The organism is Bifidobacterium sp. ESL0775 (assembly GCF_029395475.1).
In the GTDB taxonomy this organism is placed as follows: domain Bacteria; phylum Actinomycetota; class Actinomycetes; order Actinomycetales; family Bifidobacteriaceae; genus Bifidobacterium.
This window is the reverse complement of record NZ_CP113917.1, coordinates 1060465-1085915: the sequence shown is the minus strand read 5'-3', so window position 1 is coordinate 1085915 and position 25451 is coordinate 1060465. Positions and strand designations below refer to the sequence as shown.

Here is a 25451-nt window from a genome sequence, read left to right as displayed (position 1 = left end):
TGTTCGTATGCCTATTCGAGTCTGTCTTTCGTCAGTCAAGCCCATCATTGTCGACGCGGTAGTCCACGAAGACCACCTCGCCGCTTTCCTGCGTGGCGTCAAGGTCGACGGTGCCGGTGATGGCCCAGTCGTGATCGCCGTCGGAATCGTCGATGATCTGCCGCACTTTCCAGGTGTGTTCCTTGGCCTCGTTGCGATCGTCCAGAATGAAAAGATTGCCGCTGCGGGCCTTCTGGTCGATGCCGACATATTCGTGCTCGTCGTAGTAGTCGTCGAGCGCATCCTCCCATTCGTGGACGCCGTAGTCCCAATCCTTGTCGAGCGCGCCGAGTTCCTCCGGCCTGTCCTGATCCATGAGCTGGATGCGGCGGAACATGGCGTTGCGGATGAGCACGATGAGCCCTCGCCTATCCTCCACCACGGCGGCTTTGCCTCCGGGTGCGGCTGCGGTCAGCGCGGCGCTTTCGGCATCGGCGGCCGTCTCGCTGCCTGCGTTCTCCCATTCATCCACGAGGCTGGAATCAACGGAGCGCACGACCACACGCAGCCAGGAGATGATGTCTTCAAGCTCATCGTTGCGTTTCTCGACGGGAACTGTGCGTGCGAGCGACCGATAGGCGTCGGAAAGGTAGCGCAAGAGCGTGCCTTCGCTCCGCGCGATGTTGTAGCGGGCGATGTAGCCGGTGAAATCGCTGGCCGTCTCCACCATGTCGCGCACCACGGATTTGGGGCTCAACTCGTAGTCGTTGGCCCACGGCACATCGTGGCGGTATTCGTCGAAGGCGGCGTCGAGCATCTCCTCAAGCGGCTTGGGCCAGGTGACCTCCTGAAGCTTGTCCATGCGCTCGTCGTAATCGAGTCCGTCAGCCTTCATCTCGGCCATCGCCTTGTCGCGCGCCTGCCGCTGCTGGGCTTTCAGGACCTGCTTGGGATCCTCAAGCGTCGCCTCGACCATCGAGATGACGTCGAGCGCGTAGGTGTCGGATTCGGGGTCGAGCAGTTCCAGCGCCGCCAACAGGAACGGCGAAAGCGGCTGGTCGAGGGCGAAGTTGTCGGGCACATCGACAGCCAGGAAGTAATCCTTGCCACCACGACCATTGTCCTCGGCCTCGATGAAGGACGAGTCGAACATGGTCTGGAAGATCTCGTCGGCACGCTCGTGCAGGTGCTCCTTCTGCTCCGGGGTCTGTGAGGAGTCGTCGATGAGCTTATCGATACGGGCACGCGCGTCGCCACCCTGCGCCACCTCGTTCAAGACCATGGAATGGCTGATCTTCATGTGCGGCACAAGCGTTTCGGGAGCCGCCTCGATGAGTTTGTCGAAGGTGCCCTCATTCCATGTGACGAAGCCTTCCTGCGGCTTCTTGCGCTTGATTTTCTTGAGCTTCTTCGGGTCGCCATTGGCCTTGGCGATGGCCCGGGCGTTCTCGATCTCGAACTCTGGGGCCTCGGCCACCACCAGCCCTTCCGTGTCGAAGCCCATGCGCCCGGCGCGTCCGGCGATCTGGTGGAATTCGCGGGCGCGCAGCCTGCGCATCTTGAATCCGTCGAATTTGGTCAATCCGGTCAGCACCACGGAATGGATCGGCACATTGATGCCGACACCAAGCGTATCGGTGCCGCAGATGACCGGCAATAGGCCTTGCTGGGCCAGCTGTTCGACCAGTCGACGATAACGCGGCAGCATGCCCGCGTGATGGATGCCGACGCCGGTACGCAACAGCCGTTGCAGGATCTTGCCGAACGCCGTGGTGAACCGCGTTCCCTTGATGGCTTCGGTGATGGCCTTGCGTTGCTCCTTGCTGGAGACGCCCGAGCTGGCGAGCGCCTGCGCGGTCTCAAGCGCCGCGTCCTGCGAGAAATGGACGACATAGATGGGGGTATCGCTGCGGTTGAAGAGCAACTCAACGGTGCTGGCGAGTTGTTTGTCGGTGTATTCATAGCTCAGCGGCACCGGCCTCGGCGCGTCGTCGATGACGTCCACGTCGCGGCGTGTCATGTCCTCGAGCTTGTCGGCGATGGCGGTGACGTTGCCAAGCGTCGCGCTCATCAGCAGGAACTGGGTCTTGGGCAGTGTCAAGAGGGGCACCTGCCAAGCCCAGCCACGATCGGCGTCGCCGTAGTAATGGAACTCGTCCATCGCCACGCACCCGATGTCGGCGTTCACGCCCTCGCGCAAGGCTTGGTTGGCCAGGATCTCGGCGGTGCAGCAGATGATCGGCGCATCCGAATTGATGCTGGTATCTCCTGTGATCATGCCTACATTGTCTCGACCAAAAGCTTCAACCAAGTCGAAGAACTTCTCGGAGACGAGAGCCTTGATGGGAGCGGTGTAATACGAACGCCGCCCAGTGCACAACGCCGCAAAATGCATGCCCAACGCCACCAGCGACTTACCGGACCCGGTCGGCGTGCTCAGGATGACATGGTCGCCGGCCAAGAGGTCCATAACGGCCTCTTCCTGATGCGGCCACGGATCGATGCCCTTGGTTTCACGGACCCACCCGAAGAACCTGTCATAAATCTCGTCGGCATCGATGTTGCGCTTCTCGTCCCCGCTGCCATCCCAACTTGGCGCCAATTCCCCTAAACTCTGTGTCATAACCCCAACTCTATCGTCCGCTCGCTACTCTTCATTTTTATTTCAACGACGAAATCTAATTTTTTATAACAATTCATATACACATATGCAACAACTATTTTACGAAGCTGAGTGGGATGGCGGGATATGCGATGTTCGAGCGTAGGCTTGGCCGAACGGCCTTGAGTGTCTCGAACATTGTATATCCCGCCATCCCACGGCCCACTACGAAAAATACGTAAAAATAAAATGGTGACCACTGCAAAAGCAATGGTCACCATTCCTATAATTCATACCAACAAACTACTCATCTTTGTGCTTATCAGACTTATCTCCATGCAGGTGCGACTTCTTGCCCGGAATCGGGATGTCGGGCAGCTCGACGTGGTCGGGTTCCTTTTCGCTTTCGGGATGCGTGGCATCGTAGCCCTGTTCGTAACGGGTCTGCCTCCAGTGACGCACCGAGGCATTGGTGCCACGATGATGGACATGGTACTGGCGAGGAGCACCGCCGTAACGGTCCTCATCCACTTCCTTGGCCACGGCGATCTGGTTGACGTTCGAGGCATCCATGATGGCGATCGGCGCGACCGGCTCGGGCTCTGCCGGGGCGGCGGTACGCTCCTGCATACGGCTCGGCAGCCATTCCGCGAGCTTGGAAAGCAGCGCGCAGACGATGAAGTAGACCACACCGGCGACCACCAATGTCTGCAGGATGTTGAAGTACATCGATCCCAAGCGGCGGGATTCCTGCAACAGATCCGTGTACATGATGATCGAGCCGAGCGCCGTGTCCTTCAGGACCACGACCAGCTGGGTGACCGCCGCCGGCAACATGGCGTAGACCGCCTGCGGCACTTCGATCTGCATCAGCGATTGCGTGGTGGTCAGGCCCAAGGCCAACGAGGCCTCGCGCTGGCCGCCGGGCAGGTTGCCGACGCCGCTTCGCACGAGTTCCGCGACCACGGAGCCGTTGTAGAGGATCAGACCCAGCACCACGGCCCAGTAGGAGGCGCTTTGGATGCCCATGAAGGAGAACAAGCGCCAGAAGAAGATCATGAACATCAGGACGGGCACCGCGCGGCAGAATTCGACGATGACGCCTGAGACGCCTCGCACGATCCTGCTCGGCAGAAGCCTGCCGACACCGAAAATCAAACCGAAGACGACGGAGCCGATGACCGCGAGCACGGCCGCCTTGATGGTCATCCAAAGCCCTGGCAGGTAGAAGTCCGTCCATGCCTCGCCGTCAAGCGCCGGTTTCCACAGCGCCCAATCGAGCTGGTTCTCGCCGTCCGGCGGGTTGTGCAGGCGCATGAGGATAAGCACCACGAGGATGGCGACGATGATGCCGCCGATCCAGTTGGCGATGCGGATGTTGCGTTTGCCTTTCGGCCCCGGCTCATCGAAGAGGACGGCCGATTCGTTGTTGTTCTTGCTCATGCGTTCACCTCCGTACCGCGAGCTTGTTAGACAGGAACGTGGTCAACGCCCCGATGGGAATGATCAGGATCACGTAGCCGAACGCGAAGATCAGGAAGATGGCGACGATGGAGTTTGCGTGGAACTCGATCATCTCGCTCATCAGGCTTGATGTCTCGGTGGCCACCGATGCGGCCGCGGCGACCGTCGAGTTCTTGAGCAACGCGATCAGCGTGTTGCCAAGCGGTGCGACGGAACCGCGGAAGGCCTGCGGCAGGATGATCTGCGTGGCCGACTGCATGAAGTTCAAGCCCAGCGCACGAGCCGCCTCGGCCTGCCCCAACGGAACGGTGTTAATGCCGGAACGCAGGGATTCGCAGACGAAGGCCGCCGTGTATAGCGAGAGGCCGGTGACCGCAAGCCAGAAGAAGTTCGTGGCGAAGGTATCGGAGAACGTGAGTTTGAGTTGGGCGAAGGCGCCGAGCACCATGAAGACCATGATGATGGTCAACGGCATGTTCTTGAAGAACTCGACGTAAGCGCCTGCCACGGTGCGCAGCGAGGAAATCGGCGAGATGCGCATCATCAGCAGGATGACGCCAAGAATCAGCGAGAACAGCGCGGACCAAAGCGTCAGCTCGATGTTGACGAGGAATGCGCCCGGCACGTTGTACTGGCTGAACAGTTGCAGGAATTCATTCATTTCGCGGCTCCCGTCTCCCCGAGGTCCGGCTTCGGCGGATTGTATTTCATATTCGGTTTATAGTCGACGCCACGCGTGTTGTCGTTGATATAGCGCTTCCAGGAGCCGTCCTTCTCCATCTGGGCGATCGCCTTGTCGATCTTCTTGGCGAATTTGACATCGCCTTTCTTGACGCCGACACCGTAATATTCCTGCGTGAACGGCTTGCCGATCAGGCGCAGCCTTCCGCGGGCGTTCGAGGCGAGGCCGGCCAGGATGATGTCGTCGGTGGTCACCGCGTCGACGATGCCGCTGAACAACGCGGTCGCGCATTCCGCGTAGCCGGGCTGCTCCATCAGCTGCACCTTGGATGAAAACTTCTGCTTGACCACTTCGGCCGACGTCGAGCCAGTCACCGAGCAGAGGCGCTTGCCGTTGAGGCTGTCCGGCCCGGTGATCTCGTGGTCGTCCTTGCGGACCATGAGGTCCTGCCCGGCCACGAAATACGGTCCAGCGAAGCTGACGGCCTTCTTGCGCTCGTCGGTGATGGAATAGCTGGCGACGATCATGTCGACGTCGCCGTTCTGCAGCATGGCCTCACGCTGCTTGCTCGGCGCTTCCTTCCAGACGATCTCGTCGTCGGAATAGCCGAGTTTGCGGGCGATGTAGCGCGCCACATCCACGTCGAAGCCGACGTAGGTGCCGGATTTCTTGAAGCCGACTCCAGGCTGGTCGAATTTGATGCCGATGCGGATCTTGCCCGCCTCGCTGCCCGAACCGCAGGCGGCCACGGTGAACACGCATGCCAGCGCGCAGAAGGCCGCGAGGACCCTGCGCCAAGTGCGCGAGAGATGTTTGGATAATGGTTTCATAGATTATTGCTTTCCCGATACTTCCCCATTGCTTTTTAGCGGATTAACGATTGCTCTCTTGCTATTACTGAAACGTGCGTGGCGGTTGCCAATTCCTATCCGATATCTTTTTACCGGAACGGAATCCATGCCAACGCGCTGATAACGAAGAAGTCAGTGCGTGAGAATCTTGGAGAGGAAGTCCTTGGCACGTTCAGTCTGAGGATGGTCGAAGAACTCGTCGGGTGTTCCCTTCTCGAGGATCTTGCCATCGGCCATGAAGACGATGTGGTCGGCGGCCTTGCGTGCGAAGCCCATCTCGTGGGTCACGCAGATCATCGTCATGCCCTCCGAGGCGAGCTTGATCATCACGTCAAGCACCTCGTTGACCATCTCCGGGTCAAGGGCGCTGGTGGGCTCGTCGAAGAGCATGATCTTGGGTTGCATGGCAAGCGCACGGGCGATGGCGACGCGCTGCTGCTGGCCGCCGGAAAGCTGCGAAGGCATCTTGTTGGCCTGGTTCTCGACGCCCACGCGGGCCAGAAGATCCATGCCGAGGTCATCGGCGTCCTTCTTGTCCATGTGGCGCACCTTGACCGGCGCGAGCGTGACGTTCTGCAGGATGGTCTTGTTGGCGAAAAGATTGAATTGCTGGAAGACCATGCCGACCTCGGCGCGCAGGTTCGCCAGATCACGGCCTTCCTGCGGCAGAGGCTGGCCGTCGATTCGGATGGTGCCGGAATCGATGGTCTCAAGACGATTGATGGTGCGACACATCGTGGATTTGCCGGAGCCGGAAGGCCCAACGACGACGAGCACCTCGCCCTTGTTGACCTTGAGATTGATGTCCTTCAAGACATGGAGCTTGCCGAAATGTTTCTCGACGTGCGAGAGCTCGACCAGCGGATGGTTCTCGTCCACCGCCAGGCCTGACGCGCCGTTTTCGCGCGTTTTCATAGTGGTTTCTTTTGTTTCAGACATGAAAAGCAGTATACCTGCACACTGTTACCACATAGTTACCAGCGAAATTATTAACGAATATCAGCATTCATTGCCATGCATGTATTACATAAAATTGCGTGTATATATTTCATTGCAATTTCTTGATATATCAAACCACTTTCCAGCACAGGTTCTCAACAATCACGAAAGCACATCTGTTATCTCATAATATTCTGGATTATTACACAATACCGGTTATCTGACATACAAATGTGCCCAGCTCAAAAATGAACTGGACACATTGAAACATCTACTTACCCTGGCCGAAAGGCCAGAGAACCGGACTAGTCCTTGTCCTCATCGGGATCGTAGTCGACGCCGGTCTCCGCGCGCTGGGCGTCGGAAATCGGAGCCGGGGCACCGGTGAGCGGGTCGCGGCCGCCGCCGGCTTTCGGGAAGGCGATGACGTCGCGGATGGTGTCGACGCCGGCGAGCAGCGAGACCGTACGGTCCCAGCCCAGCGCGATGCCCGCGTGAGGCGGAGCACCGTACTTGAACGCTTCGAGCAGGAAGCCGAACTTCTCCTGGGCTTCCTCTTCGCCGATGCCAAGCACGTCGAGCACGCGCTCCTGGATGTCGTTGCGGTGGATACGCACGGAGCCGCCGCCCATCTCCTCGCCGTTGCACACGATGTCATAGGAGTCGCTCATGGCGTGTTCCGGGTCACGATCGAACTTGTCGATCCAGTCGGCGCTCGGCATGGTGAACGGGTGGTGCATGGAGGTCCACTTGGAATGGCCCACGGCCACATCATCGTCGTCCGGGTCGTCGGTGCGCTTGAAGAGCGGGAAGTCGACCACCCAGGTGAAAGCGAACTTCTTCGGATCGAGCAGACCTGCGCGACGCGCAATCTCGACGCGGGCGGCACCGAGCAGCAACTGCGAGGATTCGCGGGTACCGGCAGCGAAGAACACGGCATCCCCATCCTTGGCGCCCACGGCTTCTTTGAGCCCGTTGCGTTCCTCTTCGGAAAGGTTCTTGGCCACAGGTCCCTTGAGGGTGCCGTCGCCAGTGAACTGGACGTAGGCAAGGCCCTTGGCCCCGCGCTGGCGTGCCCATTCCTGCCATGCGTCGAACTGGCGACGCGGCGTATCGGCTCCGCCTTCGAAGACCACAGCACCGACGTACGGTGCCTGGAAAACGCGGAACGGCGTGTTCTTGAAGTAATCGGTGAGTTCGACGATCGGGTTGCCGAAGCGCAGGTCGGGCTTGTCGGAACCATACTTGTCCATGGCGTCCTGCCAGGTGATGCGGTCGATTGGCAGCTTGATGTCGTAACCTTGGGTCTTCCAGATGGCGGCGATGACCTTCTCGGCCATGGCCATCACGTCTTCCTGATCCACGTAGCTCATTTCCATATCAAGCTGGGTGAACTCGGGCTGGCGGTCGGCACGGAAGTCCTCGTCGCGATAGCAGCGTGCAAGCTGGAAGTAGCGCTCGACGCCACCGACCATCAAGAGCTGCTTCAAGAGCTGCGGGGACTGCGGCAACGCGTACCAGGAACCGGGCACCAGGCGAGCCGGCACCACGAAGTCGCGCGCGCCTTCAGGCGTGGACTTGATGAACGTCGGGGTCTCGACCTCGGTGAAGTCCATATCCTCCAGCGCATGGCGTGCCGCACGGGTCATGTCGCTGCGCAGCTTCAGGTTCTTCTGCATGGAAGGACGGCGCAAATCGAGGTAACGGTACTTCAAGCGGACATCCTCGCCCGGAAGCTTGTTCTCAGCCTCGTTCTCGAGGGCGGTGGACACCTGGAACGGCAGTGCATCGGACTTGGCCAGTACCTTGAGGCTTTCGACGACGACCTCCACCTTGCCGGTGGAAAGATGCTCGTTCTCGTTGCCGTCCGGACGCTCACGCACCTCGCCGACGACCTGCACCACGAACTCGCTGCGCAGCGGACGGGCAATCTCCTCGTCATAAATGACGATCTGCACCAGGCCGGTGCTGTCGCGTAAATCGATGAAGGCGACGCCGCCGTGGTCGCGTCTGCGGTCGACCCAGCCCGCAAGGGTTACCTTCTGGCCGATCAGCTCCTCGGTCACTTCAGTGGCATGGTGTGTTCTATAAGCCGTCTGGCTCATGCTCCCTCTATTCCTTATCTACTAACCGCTCGAAAACCGCGAAAATCCGCGCTCTTTTACTTGTCCAAAGAGACGGTTTGCTGAGCATAAACACTATCGGGTTGCCATGACTTGACATCGGCGGGAACCTGCTCGCCGGTGATGATGTTCTTCACCTCGTCATGGTCGCTGCCCTCCCCGTCGCCTGATGCGTCGGCCGGGAACCAGACATACGGGATGCCCAGTTTGTCGGCGTATTTGATCTGCTTGCCGAGCTTTGCGGCCTTCGGGGCCACGTCGGCGGCGATGCCACGCTTGCGCAGATTCGCGGCGATATGGTTGCAATCCAAGCGGTCATCCTCGTTCCAGACGGCCACCATCACTGCAGCGGGCGAGACACGGGAGGCGTGCGCGCCAGCGGTATGCAGCATGTAGGAGACGAGACGAGACAGGCCAATGGACAGGCCGACACCGGGATACTTACGATTGCCTTGCGAGGCGAGATTATCGTAACGGCCACCAGAGCAGATGGAGCCAAGTTGGTCGGCACCGTCGAGGAATGTCTCGTAGACGGAACCGGTGTAATAATCAAGGCCACGGGCGATCTTCAAGTCCGCGATGACGGAACCCGGGCGGGTGATGGCCGCTTCATCGACAATCATCGCCAGCGTGTCAAGACCTTCGCGGGCAAGCTTGTATGCATCGCTGTCCTGCGCAATATCGTGCTTGGCACAAAGTTCATCGAACTTCTGTAAGAGCTCCTCACCATCTGCGGCAGTGAGTTCCGCCAATTCAAGGCAGGCACGGGCCTGTGCCTCGGTCGCGCCACATTCGCTCACGAGCAGCTTGATCACTTCATCGGCACCGATCTTGTCGAGCTTGTCGATCTCACGCAACACGCCTTCGATATCCGTAAGCCCAAGCCCACGATAGAAGCCTTCGGAAAGCTTGCGGTTGTTGGCGTGCACGGTGGCCTTGGGCAAGCCGAACTTGCGCAGCTCCTCAAGCGCCTGCACCATGACCAACGGCAGCTCGACCTCATAGTGGTCCTCAAGCTCGCCGTTGCCGATTACGTCGATATCGGCCTGGACAAACTCGCGGAAGCGGCCTTCCTGCGGACGCTCGCCGCGCCAGACCTTCTGGATCTGCCAACGCTTGAACGGGAAGGTAAGCTGACCGGAATGCTCGACCACGTAACGGCTCAGCGGAACCGTCAGATCAAAATGCAAGCCAAGGCGATGCTCGATAGGCGTGTCGGATTCATGGCCCACTTCCTGCAAGCGAGACAACAGATAAATCTCTTTGCTGGTCTCGCCTTTTTTGAGGAGACTTGAGCCTTCCTCCACCGCTCTGGTCTCGATGCCGATGAATCCGTTGAGTTCGAAAACCCTGCGGACCGTATCGATCACACGCTGTTCGACCACCCTTTCTTGAGGTAGCCACTCCGGAAATCCTGAAATTGATGCGCCTTTAGCCATAACTCCCTATAATAAGTGTTGTTGTGGAAAATCGAGGCGTCCGTCTCGGCTCCGCAACGCCTGTTACACGAAGACTCTCAAGGAGCTGGCCATGGCCGACGAACAAGTCACTGAACCCGAAAACACCAACGAACCCAACGCACAGGCAGCGCAGCCTGCCGCGGACGCACAGGCCAGCGCCACGTCCAAGCCAGCAGAGCCAGCAGCACCAGAAGCACCTGCCGCTCCCGTTGCGGCCAAGGTTGAAGAGGCGACCGCACCCGCCGCTCCGGAAGCACCGAAGACGGACGACACGCCGGCCACTCCAGCTGCCGCACCTGCCGCGGAAACGCCTGCACCTGCTCCGGCCGCACCAGCAGCACCTGCCAAGCCCGCGCCGAAACCGCATGTCCCCTCTCCCCTGGCCTTCGCCAAGAAGCCGGCGAAGCATCCGGTCGCGGCTCCTGCCCCCACCTATTCCGAAGCCGATGTCAAGGCCGCCGAGGCGTTCGGCCGCGTGGACGATAAAGGTACCGTCTATGTCAAGGAAGGCGAAACCGAGCGCGAGGTCGGCGAGTTCCCAGGAGCCACCAACGATGAGGCGCTGACGCTTTACGCGCGTCGTTACCTCGATTTGAAGGCCAAGCTCAATTTGTTCGCCACACGCCTCAAAGCCGCGAACATCAAGCCTCACGAAATCGACGAATCCATCAAGACGCTCGGCGAGGAGACCACCAATCCGGCCATCGTCGGCGACATCGCCGCGCTCAAGGCCCAATACGAGGAGCTGAAGAAGGCCGGCGAGACCAAGAAGTCCGAACTCGCCGAAGCCCGCAAGGCCGCACTTGAGAAGGCCATCAAGGAACGCACCGCCATCGTCGAGAAGGCCGAAGCGCTTGCAAATTCGCTGGGAGAGAACACGAACTGGCGTTCCACCGCCGACAAGTTCCGTTCGCTCTTTGAGCAGTGGCAGGAACACCAGCGCACCACCATCCGCATCGACAAGCCGACCGCCGACGCCCTGTGGAAGCGCTTCTCCGCCGCCCGCACCACCTTCAACCAGCACCGCCGCAAGTGGGCTCAGGCCCGCGACGCCTCCCGCGAGGAGACCAAGCGCGTCAAGGAAGAGATCATCAAGGAAGCCAACGAGATCAAGGACTCCACCGATTGGGGCGCCACTTCGCACCAGTTCAACGAGCTCATGGACCGCTGGAAGGCCGCCGGCCGCGCCGGACGCAAGGAGGACGACGAGCTGTGGGCGCGTTTCCGCGAAGCCTGCGATGTCTTCTTCAATGCGCGTCAGGCAGACCGTGACCAGATGAGCTCGAACGAAAAGGACAACCTCGCCAAGAAGGAGGAGCTTCTGAAGAAGGCCGAGGCCTTGGTGCCGGTCGCTGATGAGAAAGCCGCCAAGAAGGCCCGTCAGGCGCTCGCCGACATCCAGGACGAGTGGGATCAGATCGGCTACGTGCCCCGCGAGGACATGCACCGCATCGAAAGCCGCCTCGACGCCGTCGACAACAAGATCAAGGCCGTCGAACAGGCTGCTTGGCAGAAGAGCGACCCTGAGGCTGATGCCCGCGTCTCCAGCTTCGAGACCCAGTTGAAGGCCCAGCTCGATGAGCTCGACGCCCAGATCGCCGCCGAGTCCGACCCCGCCAAGAAGTCCAAGCTCGAGGCCGAAAAGGCCACCAAGGAGCAATGGCTCAACGCCGTGAAGTAAAAGCTAAAGTTTCATAGCGCAACAAAAAGTGGCTTGCATCATGATTTGGTGCAAGCCACTTTTCATATTTACCGATTTAATTATTTATTTACTTATTCAAACAACGCTTTTAGATTGGTCGTCCCGGACTGATTGCAGCTGAGCTTATGGTCACCGGATTTCCCGACCTTTGCTTGTGCAAATGCGAAGAGATTCTTGCCCTTGGAATCTGGGTAGTTGAGATCTTCCGTACTTGTCTTCATCGGATTGCCGTCGACTGTGCAACTTTCGGCTTTCATCTTTTTGAGATCATCACGATAAGTCAGAACATAAAGTGTACCGCTTTTGGAAACAGTGATAGTGGTTGCACTACCGTCGGAGTTGACATCATACTTTTCCATTTTCGAGAATCTGTCTGCCACCTCGCTCACGCTCGGCTCTGTGCTATTGGCTCCACACCCCGCAAGACTACCGACGCAAAGCAGCGCCGTCACTGCACCGATAATTCCCCTTATACTCTTTCCCATTGCCTGCACCCTTCTTTGGACACATCGTTTTAGATGTTTTATTTTTTCTTATGCGTCACAGTATCAGCCCCCCTACTCATGTTTTCCCATTATGACTTTAGATATATTTCGAAAAGTATTTCGCTTCTGTCTTAAGTTATTACTTTTATCATTATGTATTATCAAGAATCTTGAATTTCTACAGTTCTTTAGTTTCGTTTGGATAAATCGCCATCGTTAGGCTATTTTAAAAATAAGAAGCAATCTGTGGATTTGCATTTTAAACATATCACAAATCTGAAGACAGAGACGGAGCAGGATATTGGAACTCAAAGCATGGGGAGACGAAAGCATTCTCACTCATGCGACCCCATATCCGATTTATATGCTTGGAGTCTGTATCTGCTCATTAGATGAAGACAGCGTACGTAAAACTCTAGATTTAATCAAACCAGCTCACGCATCAAAGTTACATTGGCGCGCTATCACTGAATCACAGCAAAAACAATCATGCAGCATGCTCCAACATCTTCCACTTCAGAATGTCATTGTCTCTATATCTATGAGCGGACTCACACGAACTGAGCGAGCAAGACGAAAGTGCTTCGAAGTCTTACTCCCAATCCTTGAAAATGAGTACGAAATCAAAGTATTGACTATGGAATCTCGCGAACGCCATCAGGATATTCGTGATCTTAAAATGATTGATGGTTTACGCTCAAGAAAGTTCATTAACGATTTGCATATAAATTTCGTACCAGGAGCAAACGATGCCAGGTTGTGGCTACCCGATCAAATGCTAGGAATATATAATACTCAAAACGCTACTGACAAAGTAAGAAATTCTTCATTCCCCATAGACTATCGAAGTGCAGGTTTTTGCAGTTAACATAAATTTGGATTCGAACCATATTCGTGTATACTTAAAAATGAAGCCCACCCCGCTGGGGAAAGGGAAGTGAAAGCCGGAGTGCCTGTGTCTCTCATAGGGGCCGGCTTTCGCGTTACTTACAAACTTGTCCAGGTGCGTTACCCAGCAATAATAAAAGAAAACAGAATCAGTCGTCTTTGAGGAATCCACCTTCACTGACCGACTTACAAGTCTGATAGTCGATTTTCCATTGGTTATTTTCCTGCACAAAACCTAGATCCATCACCGCATCACTGGTCAGGACCGCTGAAGAATCCGAATCTCCCTTCACCACCTTGCCCTTATCAATGCCTTGAGTGATGTGCTGAAGATTCTTATGCCAATTTTTATCAAGTCTCAATGAGCCGTTTAAATCGTATTTCTTAGCCAGAGACGTATCGTCCGAGCAACGCTTACTGGCATAACTCATAATTGATTTTGAATCACCTTCGTACATTTCTTTAAAAAAGTGTTTGCCCGTATCCTTGACCTTCGAAGATTCGGAAGAAGCAACGCTTTCATTACCATGCGGCAACGAACCATTATTCCCACATGCGCTTACTGCCAATGGCAGAATAAGGCAAGCTACTAAGGCAGCAATACCTCGCACGTTCTTTCGCATTGTTCGTACCCTTCCTTGGACACACAACACAGCAATGATTGTTTCTTTCTAGTTGCCAGATTATCAGCCCTCCCCTACTCACATTCTACAGAACTGCGACCAAAAGCACGTTTTCAAGCCATATTTCGTGCTTTTCGTCGCAGTTTCTCATGAAAGAAGTGAGAAAAGCAGCAAAATAGGGACAACATGATGCTTTTCTCACTGATGAGCTGTTTGACTGAGGAGATAAGCACCTTTTGAGATTGAGCATGCGAAGACCCGGCTCCTCGATTGAGAAACCGGGTCTTCACGTTGCGGGCGCCGGGAATCAGCGACCACTTAGGTTAACTTCACTCGCTTGGAGTGGTCGGACCATCCGTGCTTGGAACATCGGAACTGGCATTGGAACCATCTGCTGCTGAATCGTTCGATGTGCTCGACGGCGTATCCGAAGACGGGCCGGACGCTGGTGCGGGTGACGAAGCAGACGAACCAGCCGGCGCATCGCCCGAATCAGTGGATGCAGCAGCGGCCTCAACTGGCGCACCGACGCCTACCAACTCAGGCTGCTTACCTTCAGTGTTGGCCTCGTCAGCCGACTTGGCATTGGGATCTTCGAAGGGCACACCCTTGAAGGTGAACTCGCCCAGGATGCCTTCGCCTTCGGCGTCGACCTCCACCTTTTCGCCGTTCTTCAGGTCGCCCATCAGAATCTTCTCGGAGACGGCGTCCTCGATGTCGCGCGTGATGACGCGACGCAGCGGACGGGCTCCGAGCAGCGGGTCGAAGCCCTTCTGCGCAAGCAGATCCTTGGCGGCGTCCGTCAGCTCGATGGTCATGTGACGCTCGAAGAGACGGTCGTTGAGCTGATTCAGGTCGAGATCGACGATCTGGCGAACCTGTGGCTCGGTCAACTGGCGGAAGACGATGATGTCGTCCAAGCGGTTCAGGAACTCGGGACGGAACTGCTGCTTGAGCTCGCTGGTCACCTGGCTCTTCATGCGCTCGTAGCTCGACTCCTGGTCGTTGCCGGAGCTGAAGCCGGTATTGGCGGCCTTGGCGATGTCCTTGGTGCCAAGGTTGGTCGTCAGGATGATGATGGTGTTCTTGAAGTCCACCTTGCGTCCCTGGCCGTCGGTCAGATGGCCATCGTCCAGCACCTGCAACAGCGTATTGAAGATGTCGGGATGGGCCTTTTCAATCTCGTCAAAGAGAACGACGGAGAACGGCTTGCGACGCACCTTCTCGGTGAGCTCGCCGCCTTCTTCATACCCTACGTACCCCGGGGGTGCACCAAAGAGACGCGAAGCGGCGTACTTCTCGGAGAACTCGGACATATCGACGCGGATCAGCGCGTCCTCGTCGTCGAAGAGGAACTGCGCCAATGCCTTGGCCAGCTCGGTCTTGCCGACGCCGGTGGGACCTGCGAAGATGAACGAGCCCGCAGGGCGCTTCGGATCCTTCAAACCGACACGCGTACGGCGAATCGAGCGGGCAAGTGCGGAGACCGCCTCGTCCTGGCCGATGATGCGCTTGTGCAGCTCGGACTCCATATTGAGAAGCTTCTTCGATTCGGCCTGCGTGAGCTTGAAGACGGGAATGCCGGTGGTCGAGGAAACGACCTCGGCGATCACTTCTTCGTCCACGACCATTTTGACATCGCTGCCACCCTCGCGCCAGGTCTTTTCCTTCTCCTTGCGCTCGGCCTGCAGCTTGTCTTCCTGATCGCGCAGTTCCGCGGCCTTCTCGAAGTCCTGGCCCTTGATGGCCTTGTCCTTCTCGTCGGAGATCTTGGCGATCTTGCCGTCAAGCTCCTTGAGCTCTGGCGGCGCGGTGAGACGCTTGATGCGCAGGCGCGCGCCAGCCTCGTCGATAAGGTCGATGGCCTTGTCGGGAAGGTTGCGGTCCTGGATATAGCGGGACGAAAGCTCAGCGGCGGCCTGGAGCGCACCGTCGGTGATGGTCACCTTGTGGTGGTTCTCGTACCTGCTGCGCAAGCCCTTCAAAATCTCGATGGTGTCCGCGATGGACGGCTCATCAACCTGAATGGGTTGGAAACGACGTTCGAGCGCCGCGTCCTTCTCAATGTACTTGCGATATTCGTCGGTCGTGGTGGCACCGATGGTCTGGAGCTCGCCGCGGGCCAGCATCGGCTTCAGAATGTCGGAAGCGCCCAATGCGCCGTCCGCCGAACCTGCGCCGACGATGGTATGGATCTCATCGATGAAGAGGACGATATCGCCGCGGGTCTTGATTTCCTTCAAAACCTTCTTCAGGCGTTCCTCGAAATCGCCGCGGTAGCGCGAACCGGCCACCATGGAGGCCAGATCAAGCGAATAGACCTGCTTACCCTTCAACGTCTCCGGCACGTCGCCCGCGTGAATCTTCTGAGCCAAGCCTTCGACGACGGCGGTCTTGCCGACGCCGGGCTCGCCGATCAGCACCGGATTGTTCTTGGTGCGCCGCGAGAGCACGACCATGACGCGCTCGATCTCCTTGGCGCGGCCGATAACCGGGTCCAGCTTGCCTTCCGCGGCTTCCGCGGTGAGGTTGCGGCCGAACTGGTCGAGGATGGCGGAGCCGGTCTGACGACCCTTGTTCTCCACGCCGCCCGCGTTGGCCAGGTCACCCTTGCCTTCACCTTCGGCACCACCGGAGTTGCCACGGATCAGGTCGATGGTGGAGCTACGGAGCTCGCCCAGATCGACGTCCATCTTGATGAGCACCTGAGTGCCCACGCCCTCGCCCTCACGGATGAGGCCGAGCAGGATGTGCTCGGTGCCGATATAGCTATGACCCAGCTGCAGCGCCTCGCGCAGGCTCAGTTCCAGAACCTGCTTGGCATGAGGGGTGAACGGAATATGACCATTCGGCGCGGCGTTGCCCTTGCCGATCATTTCCTCCACCTGCTTGCGGGTGTCTTCCAAGGTGACGCCCTTGGCGGCGAGCGCCTTGGCCGCGATTCCTTCGCCTTCACGAATCAGGCCGAGCAGCAGATGTTCGGTGCCGATATAGTTGTGCTGGAGGGCCTTGGCTTCTTCCTGCGCCAGCACGATCACGCGCCTGGCACGGTCAGTAAACCGTTCGAACATACTTGTCCTTCCACTGTTGATAATCCATTTAACTCTACCGATTTATGGTGACGTTTATTTCACGTGGTGCGACGATTGCGCTGAGAACGCAACAAACGTGATGGAAACGGCTAGAATCCTATCATTCATGCGGTTTTCGACTCATCGTCCTCATCATCACCGGTGTCGGCTTTCGTGTTCTTTTGGTCCACCACATCGTCGGCTTGCGTTGAGGTGTCGGAGGCATTCGCATCCTCGGAGTTCCCGGCTTCAATTGAGTCCTCAGTGTCATCGTTATCAGACGTTTCGGTTTCCTCGTCCTCGTCATCAGCCTCGTCTGGACCATCATCTTCCGGTTCATCGTCAGCCGACTGATCGGTCTCGTCATCGGAATCATCATCCGCCGATTCATCATCGGCATCGTCCTCATCCGAATCGTCCTCGTCACTCAGATCGATGGTGGATTCGACAGCGACATCGGCGGTGACGGCACTGCCTACCGTGCCCTGCGCGTCGTCCTCGTCCTCATTCTCGTCATCATCGTCTTCCAGCGAACCTGGAATGGCGTGCTCGGCGATGTCGTTTTCGGTCGCGGTCTCGTCATCGTCCGATTCGTCATCCTCATCGATCGATTCGATGAGCTCCACCTGGCCGCGTTCCTCGCGCGGCGCCTGGGCGATGATGTCGATATGCAGATCGTCGAAGGCGGGCTTGGACTGCACCCACAGATGCGAGGGCTCAGGCTGCTCGATCTCGGAATGCTCGCCACAGCCGTGGTCAAGCGAGACCACGCGCCCGTCGTCGGGGCTCCAGCGGTTCGCGCACACGCCGAACATGGTGTCAAGGTCGCCCTTGAGCCCGATGAAGAACGCACACGTCGAGCAAAGGTTGCCCTCGGCGGTCTTGGTGGAAAGTGATTTCGGCCCGTGCTGCCCGTCATACCAACGCTTGGCAGTCTGCGAGCGCCCGAGCTCGCTCATCACATGCCGGCGTGACAGGCCGAATTCCTCGACGGCATCCTCAAGTTCACGGCTCAGCCCCGTCTCAGGGTCGATATCCGCATCGGATTGCGTTTGAGCATCGGTTTCCGCTGTCTCTTCGACCTGAACGTCGGCGATTTCAGCCTTATCACCGCTTGTGGCGGCCGTGGCGGCTTGATCGGAGGCCAACGACGTCTCAGAACTCCCGGAGCCATTCGGTTCGACATCGTTCTCGGCGATTTTCTGGCCGGAAACCGAGGAGCCGGAGTCATCCTGACTTGTTTCCGCAACGTTCACCGAATCCTTTTCAACGACCTCGGTCTTGCGGAACCCGTCTTCCATGCGCGGATCGTCCGGGTCGGTGCCCAGAGAGTCCGTCACCGAAAGGTCGGCGGCCTCAAGCCTGTCCTTCCAAGGAATCCAGGCCGGCGCCAAAAGGGAATCCTTCGTGGGAACCAGCGTGGATTCGTTGACGCTCCACGAGTCCAGTTCGACATCATGGTAGAGCGTCACCGCCCATTGCCAGCCCTCATAGCCTTTTCTATGGCACACGAAACGAAAATCGGTGACATTGTCGCCCAAGTCGATGCTCTGCGCGAAGTCCCCCACCTCTTCGGGCTCTTCGGCGACGCTCAGCACCACCGATTTCGCCAAAGACCGAGGGTCAAGCTTCGCCTCTTCGTCCTGTGCGCCCGCATCCGCCGTTGTCTGTGCCATATTGTCTTCTGCCATACCGTCTTCCGTTTTCATCCTCAGTCTTCGACATCGAAATCATCGGCCACGGCCCTCAGCAACGTGGCCAGCTTGCGGCTCTCGCCGGGATTGGGATAACGATGGCGCCGCAACGAATTGCCGGCCTGGTCCAACAGCTTGATGAGGTCCTCGACGATGGCGGTCATGTCATCGGGCTTGGGCCTGGTCGCCCGCACCACCGAAGGCGCAGGCCCCAGAACGTGCAGATCCATGGCTTGCGGCCCTTTGCGTCCGTCGACCAGCGAGAACTCGACCTTGGCCCCTTTACGCAGCGTCGACGTGCCGGCCGGAAGCGCCGCCGCGGGCAGGAACACATCGTTGCCTTCTTCGTCGGTGATGAAACCGTATCCCCTCTTCGAATCGAACCAACGCACTTTGCCGCTGGGCATGACACACCTCATTCATTCCATATCCTCGAAACGGCAAGGCCGCTCGGAGCCATTAATTACGTACTACCACCAGTCTAGCGTAACGGCTACGCAAACCGCGAAACGGCGGTCCTATGAACCATCCAAGCTCAGACACCGTTGGACGCGATGTTTCCTTGCTGTCCACCATCGGCGGCTTTCGTCTTGTTTTTATCTCGGTGCGGCCACATGCCTTGCCTGCTCTGTTTGCCTTGTCTGCCGGACTTCCTGTTGTTTGGTTTATCCGGCGTTCCCGCTGCCATGGCGTGATTGGGAACTTGCGGCTCCACAGGGGCGATCGGCAGAATCACGGTCAGGGTGAGCCCTCCGCCAAGCCTGGTGGTCGTGGCGTCGATGAAGCCATGATGCGCCCGAACCACGGACTGCGCGATGGACATGCCAAGACCCGTGCCGCCTTTCTGTCGGGCACGCGAGGGATCGGCTGTGTAGAACCGCTCGAAAATCTGGGATTGCCGGTCCGCCGGCACGCCCGGACCGTGGTCGATGAAACTGAACACGGCGTAGTTCATGCCCATCTGCATGGATTGCCCCACCTCGACAGCCTCGAGGAAATACCGCAGGGACTGCGCGTCGGAAGGCATGCGCTGCAACGATTCCGGACTGATGGAGGCCGGCATGATGGCAAGGCCCACCTCCACCGGCGAATCCGAGGGCGTATAGCGGTGGATGTTGCCGACGATGTTGGTGATGACCTGGCGCAGCCTGGAGCCGTCACCGGTCAGCGTGACCTCGGGGAACTCGCCTTCCTTGAACACCAGATAGGCCGGATTGCTGCCGTCCTTGGCGTTGAGCTCGAGCCTTCCGCGCCGTATGCCACGCTCGGAATCAAGCGCGTGCAGATCGTCGACGGCGTCTTTGAGCTGCTGGGTCAGATTGACCTGCTGGGTGATGTCGATGCCGCGGCCCTCGTCAAGGCGCGCGAGCGAAAGCAGGTCTTCCACCAGCACGGTCATCCGCTGGCTTGATGCCTCGATGTGGTCGATGGACTCGTCGGCGCGTTCCAATGCCCCCGGGAATTCGCGTTGCATGTGGTAAAGCTCGGAATAGCCATGGATGGTGGCCAAAGGCGTGCGCAGCTCGTGGCTGGCGTCGGAGACGAACTGCTTCATCTTCTCGGTGGTCTCCTGCTGCTCACGGAAGCTGGATTCGATGCGGGCGAGCATCGCGTTCAGGGAAGCGGCCAGGGAGCCGACCTCGGTGTTCTCCGGGGCGGTGGGCACACGTTGGCTCAGGTCGCCGGCGGCGATCTTGGCGGCGGTCTTCTCGATGCGTTTCAGCGGCAGCAACGTTCGCTGGATGATCAGCGTGGCGACCACCGCGCCGAGCAGCACGATGATGATGCTGACGAAAATGGAGTATTGGGTCAGCGTGTTGATGATGTCGATCTGGTCGGCCATCGAAACGCCGATGTAGACGGTCATCTTGACCACGCTGGTGCCATCGGGCCCGCGTTCCCGGCCTTCGAGCGCCAGGACGCGCCAGGGGGCCTGAGCCACCTGCATCGTGCGTTTGTCGGCCTTCACGGCCGGGCTCAGCGCGCGGACCTTGGCTGAGGCGGTGAAGGGCTTGTCGAATTTGACATCGCCCATGGATCCATTGGGTGGCAGCACCGGTTCGGAGAGGATGCTGTCGCGCAGCACGGGGACCAACGGGGTGCTCACGATGTTGTTGTCGGTGTCACGAAGCTGCATGAAGTATTCGTTGGGGCCGACGTTCTCGTTCTCGTTCTTGCTGCTCAGCAGGTCGACGTTGCTATACACCAATTGGGCCTGGTCACGCAGCTGGGTGTCGGTTTTTTGCACCAGATAGCTGCTGACCAGCTGGCGGATCGTCAGGGAGATGCCGAAGGTGCCCACCATCAGCAGCACAAGCGTGCACGCGACGAGTTTGGTGGAAAGGGGAACCGCGTCAAGGCGTCCCAACCAACGCTTGCGCAATCTGGCGAGAGCGGGGAACCTGCTGGGTTTGCCCCCTTTGGCGGGTTTGCCAGGTTTACCGGCAGCGTCTTTCTTGCCGAATCCGCCGGACGCGCCGGAAGCCGTGCCGAGTTCACCGGGAGTGCCGGAAGTCGTGGCAACATTGTCGCCATAGTCTCCGACATCCTGCCCATCGGTTGGCCCGGCGGTCTGATGCCCTGCGCCGGCCACACCACCCACCGGCTTAAACGATGCTTGCGGATCCGTCATTGCCCCTGCTGTTCCTTCGGCTCACGGATCATGTAGCCGATGCCGCGCTTGGTCTCGATCAACGGGGCCACCTTGTGCTTGGTGCCATCGGCGTCGGTGACGACGACGCCATCGACCTTCTTGCGCAGATAGGAGATATAGGATTCGACGATGGCCGCGTCCCCGCCCCAGTCGTATTGCCAGACATGGTCGAGGATCTGCGCCTTGGAAAGCACCCTGCCCTGGTTGTCCATCAGGTAACGCAGCAGCTTGTATTCGGTCGGGCTCAGGTCGATGGTCTGCCCGGCGCGTGAGACGTCGTGGGAGTCCTCGTTGATCTCGAGGTCGCCGACGCGGATGACCGGATCGTCCTCCACCTGCTCGTGTGTGCGGCGCAGGATGGCGCGGATGCGGGCGACCACCTCCTCAAGGCTGAAGGGCTTGGTGACATAATCGTCGCCGCCGACGGTCAGGCCCATGATCTTGTCCTGGGTGTCGTCGCGCGCGGTCAGGAAGAGGACCGGCGCGTCGATGCCTTCCTGGCGGATGCGGCGGGTGACGGTGAAGCCGTCGATGTCCGGCAGCATCACGTCGAGGACGATCAGGTCGGGCTGGGTCTTCTCAATCACCTCGATGGCCTCGGTACCCGAGGCGGCCGTGGCCACTTCGAACCCGGAGAAATGCAGGGACGCGACCAGCAGGTCACGGATCGACGGCTCGTCATCCACCACGACGATTGATGCTTCTATCGGTTTGCTCATAACCCTAAGATTTACTCACCATGCTGTACGTTTCCTGAACGTCTCCTGCATAATGCAGTCGATTCTTCACTCAGCTAAAGAAGGCATAAGAAAAACCATACGAATCACCAATGAATGCATCATATCGATTGATATTTTGCCGCATTGCCAAACCCAAAGGTCAGTGCTTTTTGCGGTGTCTGGGGCCTTTCGCCTTGCCTTTGCGGGGTTTTCCAGCGAGTCCGGAATCAGCTCCGGTTTTCCCGACGTTCTTCTCGCCTTCACCGGACCCTTCAACACCGGCGCTCTTGGACTTACGCTTGCGGCGTAGCAGCAACACCGCTATAGCGACAAGCACCACAACAGCCACGGCACCCGCCACACCGATGATGATCTTGGGCTTCTTCGACGCCTCCTGCCGATGCAACGTTTTGATCTCGTCCATCATGGCGCAGGCGGAACCGGACCAATCGGGGTTGTCGCCCTTCTGCAACGGTCCCAGCGCGGCCTGCGAGAGTTCGGAGACATGGTCCTTGTCCTTCAGCCAATTGTCCGAGTTGTGCGAGACGGCCACCACAAGCCGGCCGTCGTTGGAAGCCACGGCGAGCAGCACTGTGTTGGCGGGCGGATTCGTGGATTGCAAGACATCCCCGGCCCATTTGTCCGGATTTTTCGTCCCGGTGAAATTGGCCAGATAAAGCAGGCGCACGCTCACCCCGGTCTCTTCCTTGACCGATGAGATCGCATCGTCGACGCGCGAGACATCGCCACCCAGAAGGTTCTGGGGATCGGTGACATTCGCGCTGACATCTGGCTTTTTGGGCGCCCCGGCCGCGGCCATGCCGGTGCCAACCGTGCCAAATCCCAGTCCTACGGCCAACATCACCACCATCAGCACAGACCAAGCCAAAAGACGTAAACGATGCCTTTCCCCGGACTGGCTGAAGCGATGGCCCCATGCCGAACCAGTATCAGTGGCGGCATTGATGGTTCTTGAACGTTGTGGCATGCTGACTGACATATCCACCACTCTAGCGGAGAGCTTCACCAACGAAACCACATCCGCTACGGGCATTTTCACCCAAGTCCCTGACGTCGGCGAGCGATCTACACTCAAATCAAATTCGGCAAACCCGTTCTCCAGTCCCGTTACAGGTAGCCTGTCCGCACCTTGTCTTCAAAAACCTTACGAACTTCATCTCATAACAAAATACGAGGAAGCCGATACCTCATCACAAGATATCGGCTTCCTCAACATCCTTTTTGACGCCTACGTCATCCCGAACGCCGAAACGTTCGTGGATTGCCGGGCATCAGACGGGATCAGTAGCCCATGTCGGCGCCCTGGCCCTGGGCAGGAGCCGGCTTCGGTTCCGGCTTGTTGGCCACCACGGCTTCGGTGGTCAGGAACAGGCCGGCGATGGAAGCGGCGTTCTGGAGGGCGGAACGGGTGACCTTCAGCGGGTCGGCCACGCCGGCCTCGAGCAGGTCCTCGTACTTGTTGGTCGCGGCGTTGAAGCCTTGGCCTTCAGGCAGCTCGCGCACCTTGTTCAAGACGACGTCACCGGAGACACCGGAGTTCTCGGCGATCTGCTTGATCGGGGCCTCGATGGCGCGGAAGACGATGGCGGCACCAGTGGCCTCCTCATCGGTCAGAGCCTTGATGTCCGCGGAATCCTCGGCCTTCTTGGCGGCCTGGACGAGCGCGACGCCACCGCCGGGCAGCAGGCCCTCTTCGATGGCGGCCTTGGCGTTGCGCACGGCATCCTCGATGCGGTGCTTGCGTTCCTTGGCCTCGACCTCGGTGGCGGCGCCAACCTTGATGACGGCCACGCCACCAGCGAGCTTGGCGAGACGCTCCTGCAGCTTCTCACGGTCATAGTCGGAATCGGTGTTCTCGATCTCGGCGCGGATCTGGGAGACGCGGGCTTCCACGTCCTCCTTGGAGCCCTCACCGGAGACGATGGTGGTCTCGTCCTTGGAGACGATGACCTTCTTGGCCTGGCCCAGCACCGACATGTCGATGGAGTTGAGTTTCAAGCCCAGATCGTCGGAGACGACCTGCGCGCCGGTCAGGATGGCGATGTCCTGCAGCATGGCCTTGCGACGGTCGCCGAAGCCAGGGGCCTTGACGGCGCAGGAGTTGAAAGTGCCACGGATCTTGTTCAGGATCAGGGTCGGCAGCGCTTCGCCGTCGACGTCCTCGGCGATGATGAGCAGCGGCTTGCCGCTCTTCATGACGAGCTCGGCGATGTGGACGACATCCTCCTGGCTGGAGAGCTTGCCGCTCGTGAGCAGGATGTACGGGTTGTCAAGCACCGCGGTCTGGTCATCGTTGTTGGTGACGAAGTACGGGGAGATGTAGCCCTTGTCGAAGCGCATGCCCTCGGTGAACTCGAGGTCAAGGCCGAAGCGGTTGTTGTCCTCGACGGTCACGACGCCATCCTGGCCGACCTTGTCGAGCGCCTCGGCAATCTTCTCGCCGATCTCGGGGTCGCCAGCGGAAATCGTCGCGGTGGCGGCGATCTGGTCCTTGGTCTCCACATCCTTGGCCACGGAGACGAGCTGCTTCACGACAGCGTCCGAAGCCTTCTCAATGCCACGGCGCAGAGCCACCGGGTTGGATCCGGCGACCACGTTCTTCAGACCCTCGTGCACGAGCGACTGCGCGAGCACGGTCGCGGTGGTGGTGCCGTCGCCTGCGACGTCATCGGTCTTCTTGGCGACTTCCTTGACCAGTTCCGCACCGATGCGCGCATAAGGATCCTCGAGGTCGATCTCCTTGGCGATCGAGACGCCATCATTGGTGATGGTCGGGGCGCCATAGCTCTTGTCGAGCACGACGTTGCGGCCCTTCGGGCCCAGCGTGACCTTGACGGTGTTGGCGAGTTCATCGAGACCCGCAAGCATTCCTTGGCGAGCTTCCTCGTCGTATGCAATCATCTTTGCCATTGTTTCCTCCACAAGTGGCTTCACAGCTAATATTGACTCACCCAAAATCCTTGAAGCACGATAACCAACCGTCAGCTGCCGATTATCACTCTCGGGCTTCGAGTGCTAATTGCAAGATTAGCACTCCCACCCGTCGAGTGCCAAAAGTTGTGAAATTGCGCTGTTGGCATGAAAAAACGTCGGTCACGATTCATGAGAATCGTAACCGACGTTAAATCTATTTATTCGCTAGCTTTTCAGAGCTTGGTGACGCTTGTCGCCTGCAGACCCTTCGGGCCCTGCTCAAACTCATATTCCACCTTGTCGCCGTCGTCAAGCTTCTTGAAGCCATCGCTTTGAATAGCGGAATAGTGAACGAACACATCCTCGCTCCCGTCATCGGGGCTGATGAATCCGTAACCCTTGCCAGCATTGAAGAACTTCACGGTACCTTGTGCCATAATAACCATTCTCTCATCCGAGTGTCACGCGAAAACAATATGAAGAATCCGGCTGATTCCGGATACCACATCACGCGACATAGTCCCAACTATAGCCAAGACCACGGTCAAAATGTCGCAACACGCCGAAAAAATAAACAAAACG

20 protein-coding genes are annotated in these 25451 nt (G+C 58.4%); 2 read left to right on the top strand and 18 right to left on the bottom strand.

What is annotated here, in order from left to right:
• Nucleotides 1-31: 31 nt before the first annotated feature.
• The 8 genes from OZX73_RS03840 to hisS form a co-directional block, all read right to left on the bottom strand.
• On the bottom strand, nucleotides 32-2602 hold the full coding sequence (locus OZX73_RS03840; RefSeq protein WP_277150817.1) for a DEAD/DEAH box helicase: 2571 nt from the start codon (nucleotides 2600-2602) through the stop codon (nucleotides 32-34).
• Nucleotides 2599-2862, bottom strand: a complete 264-nt coding sequence (locus tag OZX73_RS03835) for a hypothetical protein (protein WP_277150815.1) — start codon at nucleotides 2860-2862, stop codon at nucleotides 2599-2601. The genes OZX73_RS03840 and OZX73_RS03835 overlap by 4 nt, the downstream gene beginning before the upstream one ends.
• Nucleotides 2863-2884: 22 nt before the next feature.
• The gene (locus OZX73_RS03830) at nucleotides 2885-4024 is read right to left on the bottom strand and encodes an amino acid ABC transporter permease (RefSeq protein WP_277150813.1); all 1140 of its coding nucleotides are present in this window, start codon (nucleotides 4022-4024) and stop codon (nucleotides 2885-2887) included.
• Nucleotides 4025-4028: 4 nt separating this feature from the next.
• Nucleotides 4029-4706, bottom strand: a complete 678-nt coding sequence (locus OZX73_RS03825) for an ABC transporter permease subunit (protein WP_277150811.1) — start codon at nucleotides 4704-4706, stop codon at nucleotides 4029-4031.
• On the bottom strand, nucleotides 4703-5557 hold the full coding sequence (locus OZX73_RS03820) for a glutamate ABC transporter substrate-binding protein (RefSeq protein ID WP_277150809.1): 855 nt from the start codon (nucleotides 5555-5557) through the stop codon (nucleotides 4703-4705). Before OZX73_RS03820 ends, OZX73_RS03825 begins: the two co-directional genes overlap by 4 nt.
• 153 nt (nucleotides 5558-5710) lie before the next feature.
• Nucleotides 5711-6493: an amino acid ABC transporter ATP-binding protein gene (locus OZX73_RS03815; RefSeq protein ID WP_277150916.1), complete on the bottom strand. Its 783-nt coding sequence runs from the start codon at nucleotides 6491-6493 to the stop codon at nucleotides 5711-5713.
• A gap of 329 nt (nucleotides 6494-6822) precedes the next feature.
• Nucleotides 6823-8622 (bottom strand): aspartate--tRNA ligase, encoded by a 1800-nt coding sequence (gene aspS / locus OZX73_RS03810; protein ID WP_277150807.1) that lies wholly within the window; start codon nucleotides 8620-8622, stop codon nucleotides 6823-6825.
• Nucleotides 8623-8678: 56 nt separating this feature from the next.
• Nucleotides 8679-10079 carry a histidine--tRNA ligase gene (gene hisS, locus OZX73_RS03805; protein WP_277150805.1) on the bottom strand — a complete coding sequence of 467 codons (1401 nt, stop codon included), beginning with the start codon at nucleotides 10077-10079 and terminating at the stop codon, nucleotides 8679-8681.
• A gap of 91 nt (nucleotides 10080-10170) precedes the next feature.
• On the opposite strand from hisS, the gene OZX73_RS03800 reads away from it, so the two are divergent.
• Entirely contained in the window at nucleotides 10171-11781 is a 1611-nt protein-coding gene (locus OZX73_RS03800) for a DUF349 domain-containing protein (RefSeq protein WP_277150803.1), read from the top strand.
• 92 nt (nucleotides 11782-11873) lie between these two features.
• Here OZX73_RS03800 and OZX73_RS03795 read toward each other — a convergent pair whose 3' ends face one another.
• Nucleotides 11874-12287, bottom strand: coding sequence for a hypothetical protein (locus tag OZX73_RS03795; protein ID WP_277150801.1), 414 nt, complete (start codon nucleotides 12285-12287; stop codon nucleotides 11874-11876).
• 301 nt (nucleotides 12288-12588) lie between these two features.
• Between OZX73_RS03795 and OZX73_RS03790 the strand changes: the two genes are divergently transcribed.
• Nucleotides 12589-13155, top strand: coding sequence for a hypothetical protein (locus OZX73_RS03790; protein ID WP_277150799.1), 567 nt, complete (start codon nucleotides 12589-12591; stop codon nucleotides 13153-13155).
• Nucleotides 13156-13324: 169 nt separating this feature from the next.
• On the opposite strand, the gene OZX73_RS03785 is transcribed toward OZX73_RS03790, so the two are convergent.
• The 9 genes from OZX73_RS03785 to OZX73_RS03745 form a co-directional block, all read right to left on the bottom strand.
• Complete coding sequence (locus tag OZX73_RS03785) at nucleotides 13325-13798, bottom strand: hypothetical protein (protein WP_277150797.1); 474 nt, start codon at nucleotides 13796-13798, stop codon at nucleotides 13325-13327.
• A gap of 329 nt (nucleotides 13799-14127) precedes the next feature.
• Nucleotides 14128-16869, bottom strand: coding sequence for an ATP-dependent Clp protease ATP-binding subunit (locus tag OZX73_RS03780; RefSeq protein ID WP_277150795.1), 2742 nt, complete (start codon nucleotides 16867-16869; stop codon nucleotides 14128-14130).
• 125 nt (nucleotides 16870-16994) lie between these two features.
• Nucleotides 16995-18545: a DUF3027 domain-containing protein gene (locus OZX73_RS03775; protein ID WP_277150915.1), complete on the bottom strand. Its 1551-nt coding sequence runs from the start codon at nucleotides 18543-18545 to the stop codon at nucleotides 16995-16997.
• A 35-nt stretch (nucleotides 18546-18580) separates the two neighbouring features.
• Complete coding sequence (locus OZX73_RS03770) at nucleotides 18581-18970, bottom strand: cold-shock protein (protein WP_277150793.1); 390 nt, start codon at nucleotides 18968-18970, stop codon at nucleotides 18581-18583.
• Nucleotides 18971-19098: 128 nt separating this feature from the next.
• A complete protein-coding gene (locus OZX73_RS03765; protein ID WP_277150791.1) occupies nucleotides 19099-21195 on the bottom strand; it encodes a HAMP domain-containing sensor histidine kinase in 2097 nt (698 codons plus the stop codon).
• Nucleotides 21192-21935, bottom strand: a complete 744-nt coding sequence (locus tag OZX73_RS03760; RefSeq protein ID WP_277150789.1) for a response regulator transcription factor — start codon at nucleotides 21933-21935, stop codon at nucleotides 21192-21194. The genes OZX73_RS03765 and OZX73_RS03760 overlap by 4 nt, the downstream gene beginning before the upstream one ends.
• Nucleotides 21936-22095: 160 nt before the next feature.
• Nucleotides 22096-22935, bottom strand: a complete 840-nt coding sequence (locus tag OZX73_RS03755) for a hypothetical protein (protein WP_277150787.1) — start codon at nucleotides 22933-22935, stop codon at nucleotides 22096-22098.
• 302 nt (nucleotides 22936-23237) lie between these two features.
• Nucleotides 23238-24866 carry a chaperonin GroEL gene (gene groL, locus OZX73_RS03750; protein WP_277150785.1) on the bottom strand — a complete coding sequence of 543 codons (1629 nt, stop codon included), beginning with the start codon at nucleotides 24864-24866 and terminating at the stop codon, nucleotides 23238-23240.
• Nucleotides 24867-25102: 236 nt separating this feature from the next.
• Entirely contained in the window at nucleotides 25103-25306 is a 204-nt protein-coding gene (locus OZX73_RS03745) for a cold-shock protein (RefSeq protein WP_277141744.1), read from the bottom strand.
• Between the last annotated feature and the right edge of the window lie 145 nt (nucleotides 25307-25451).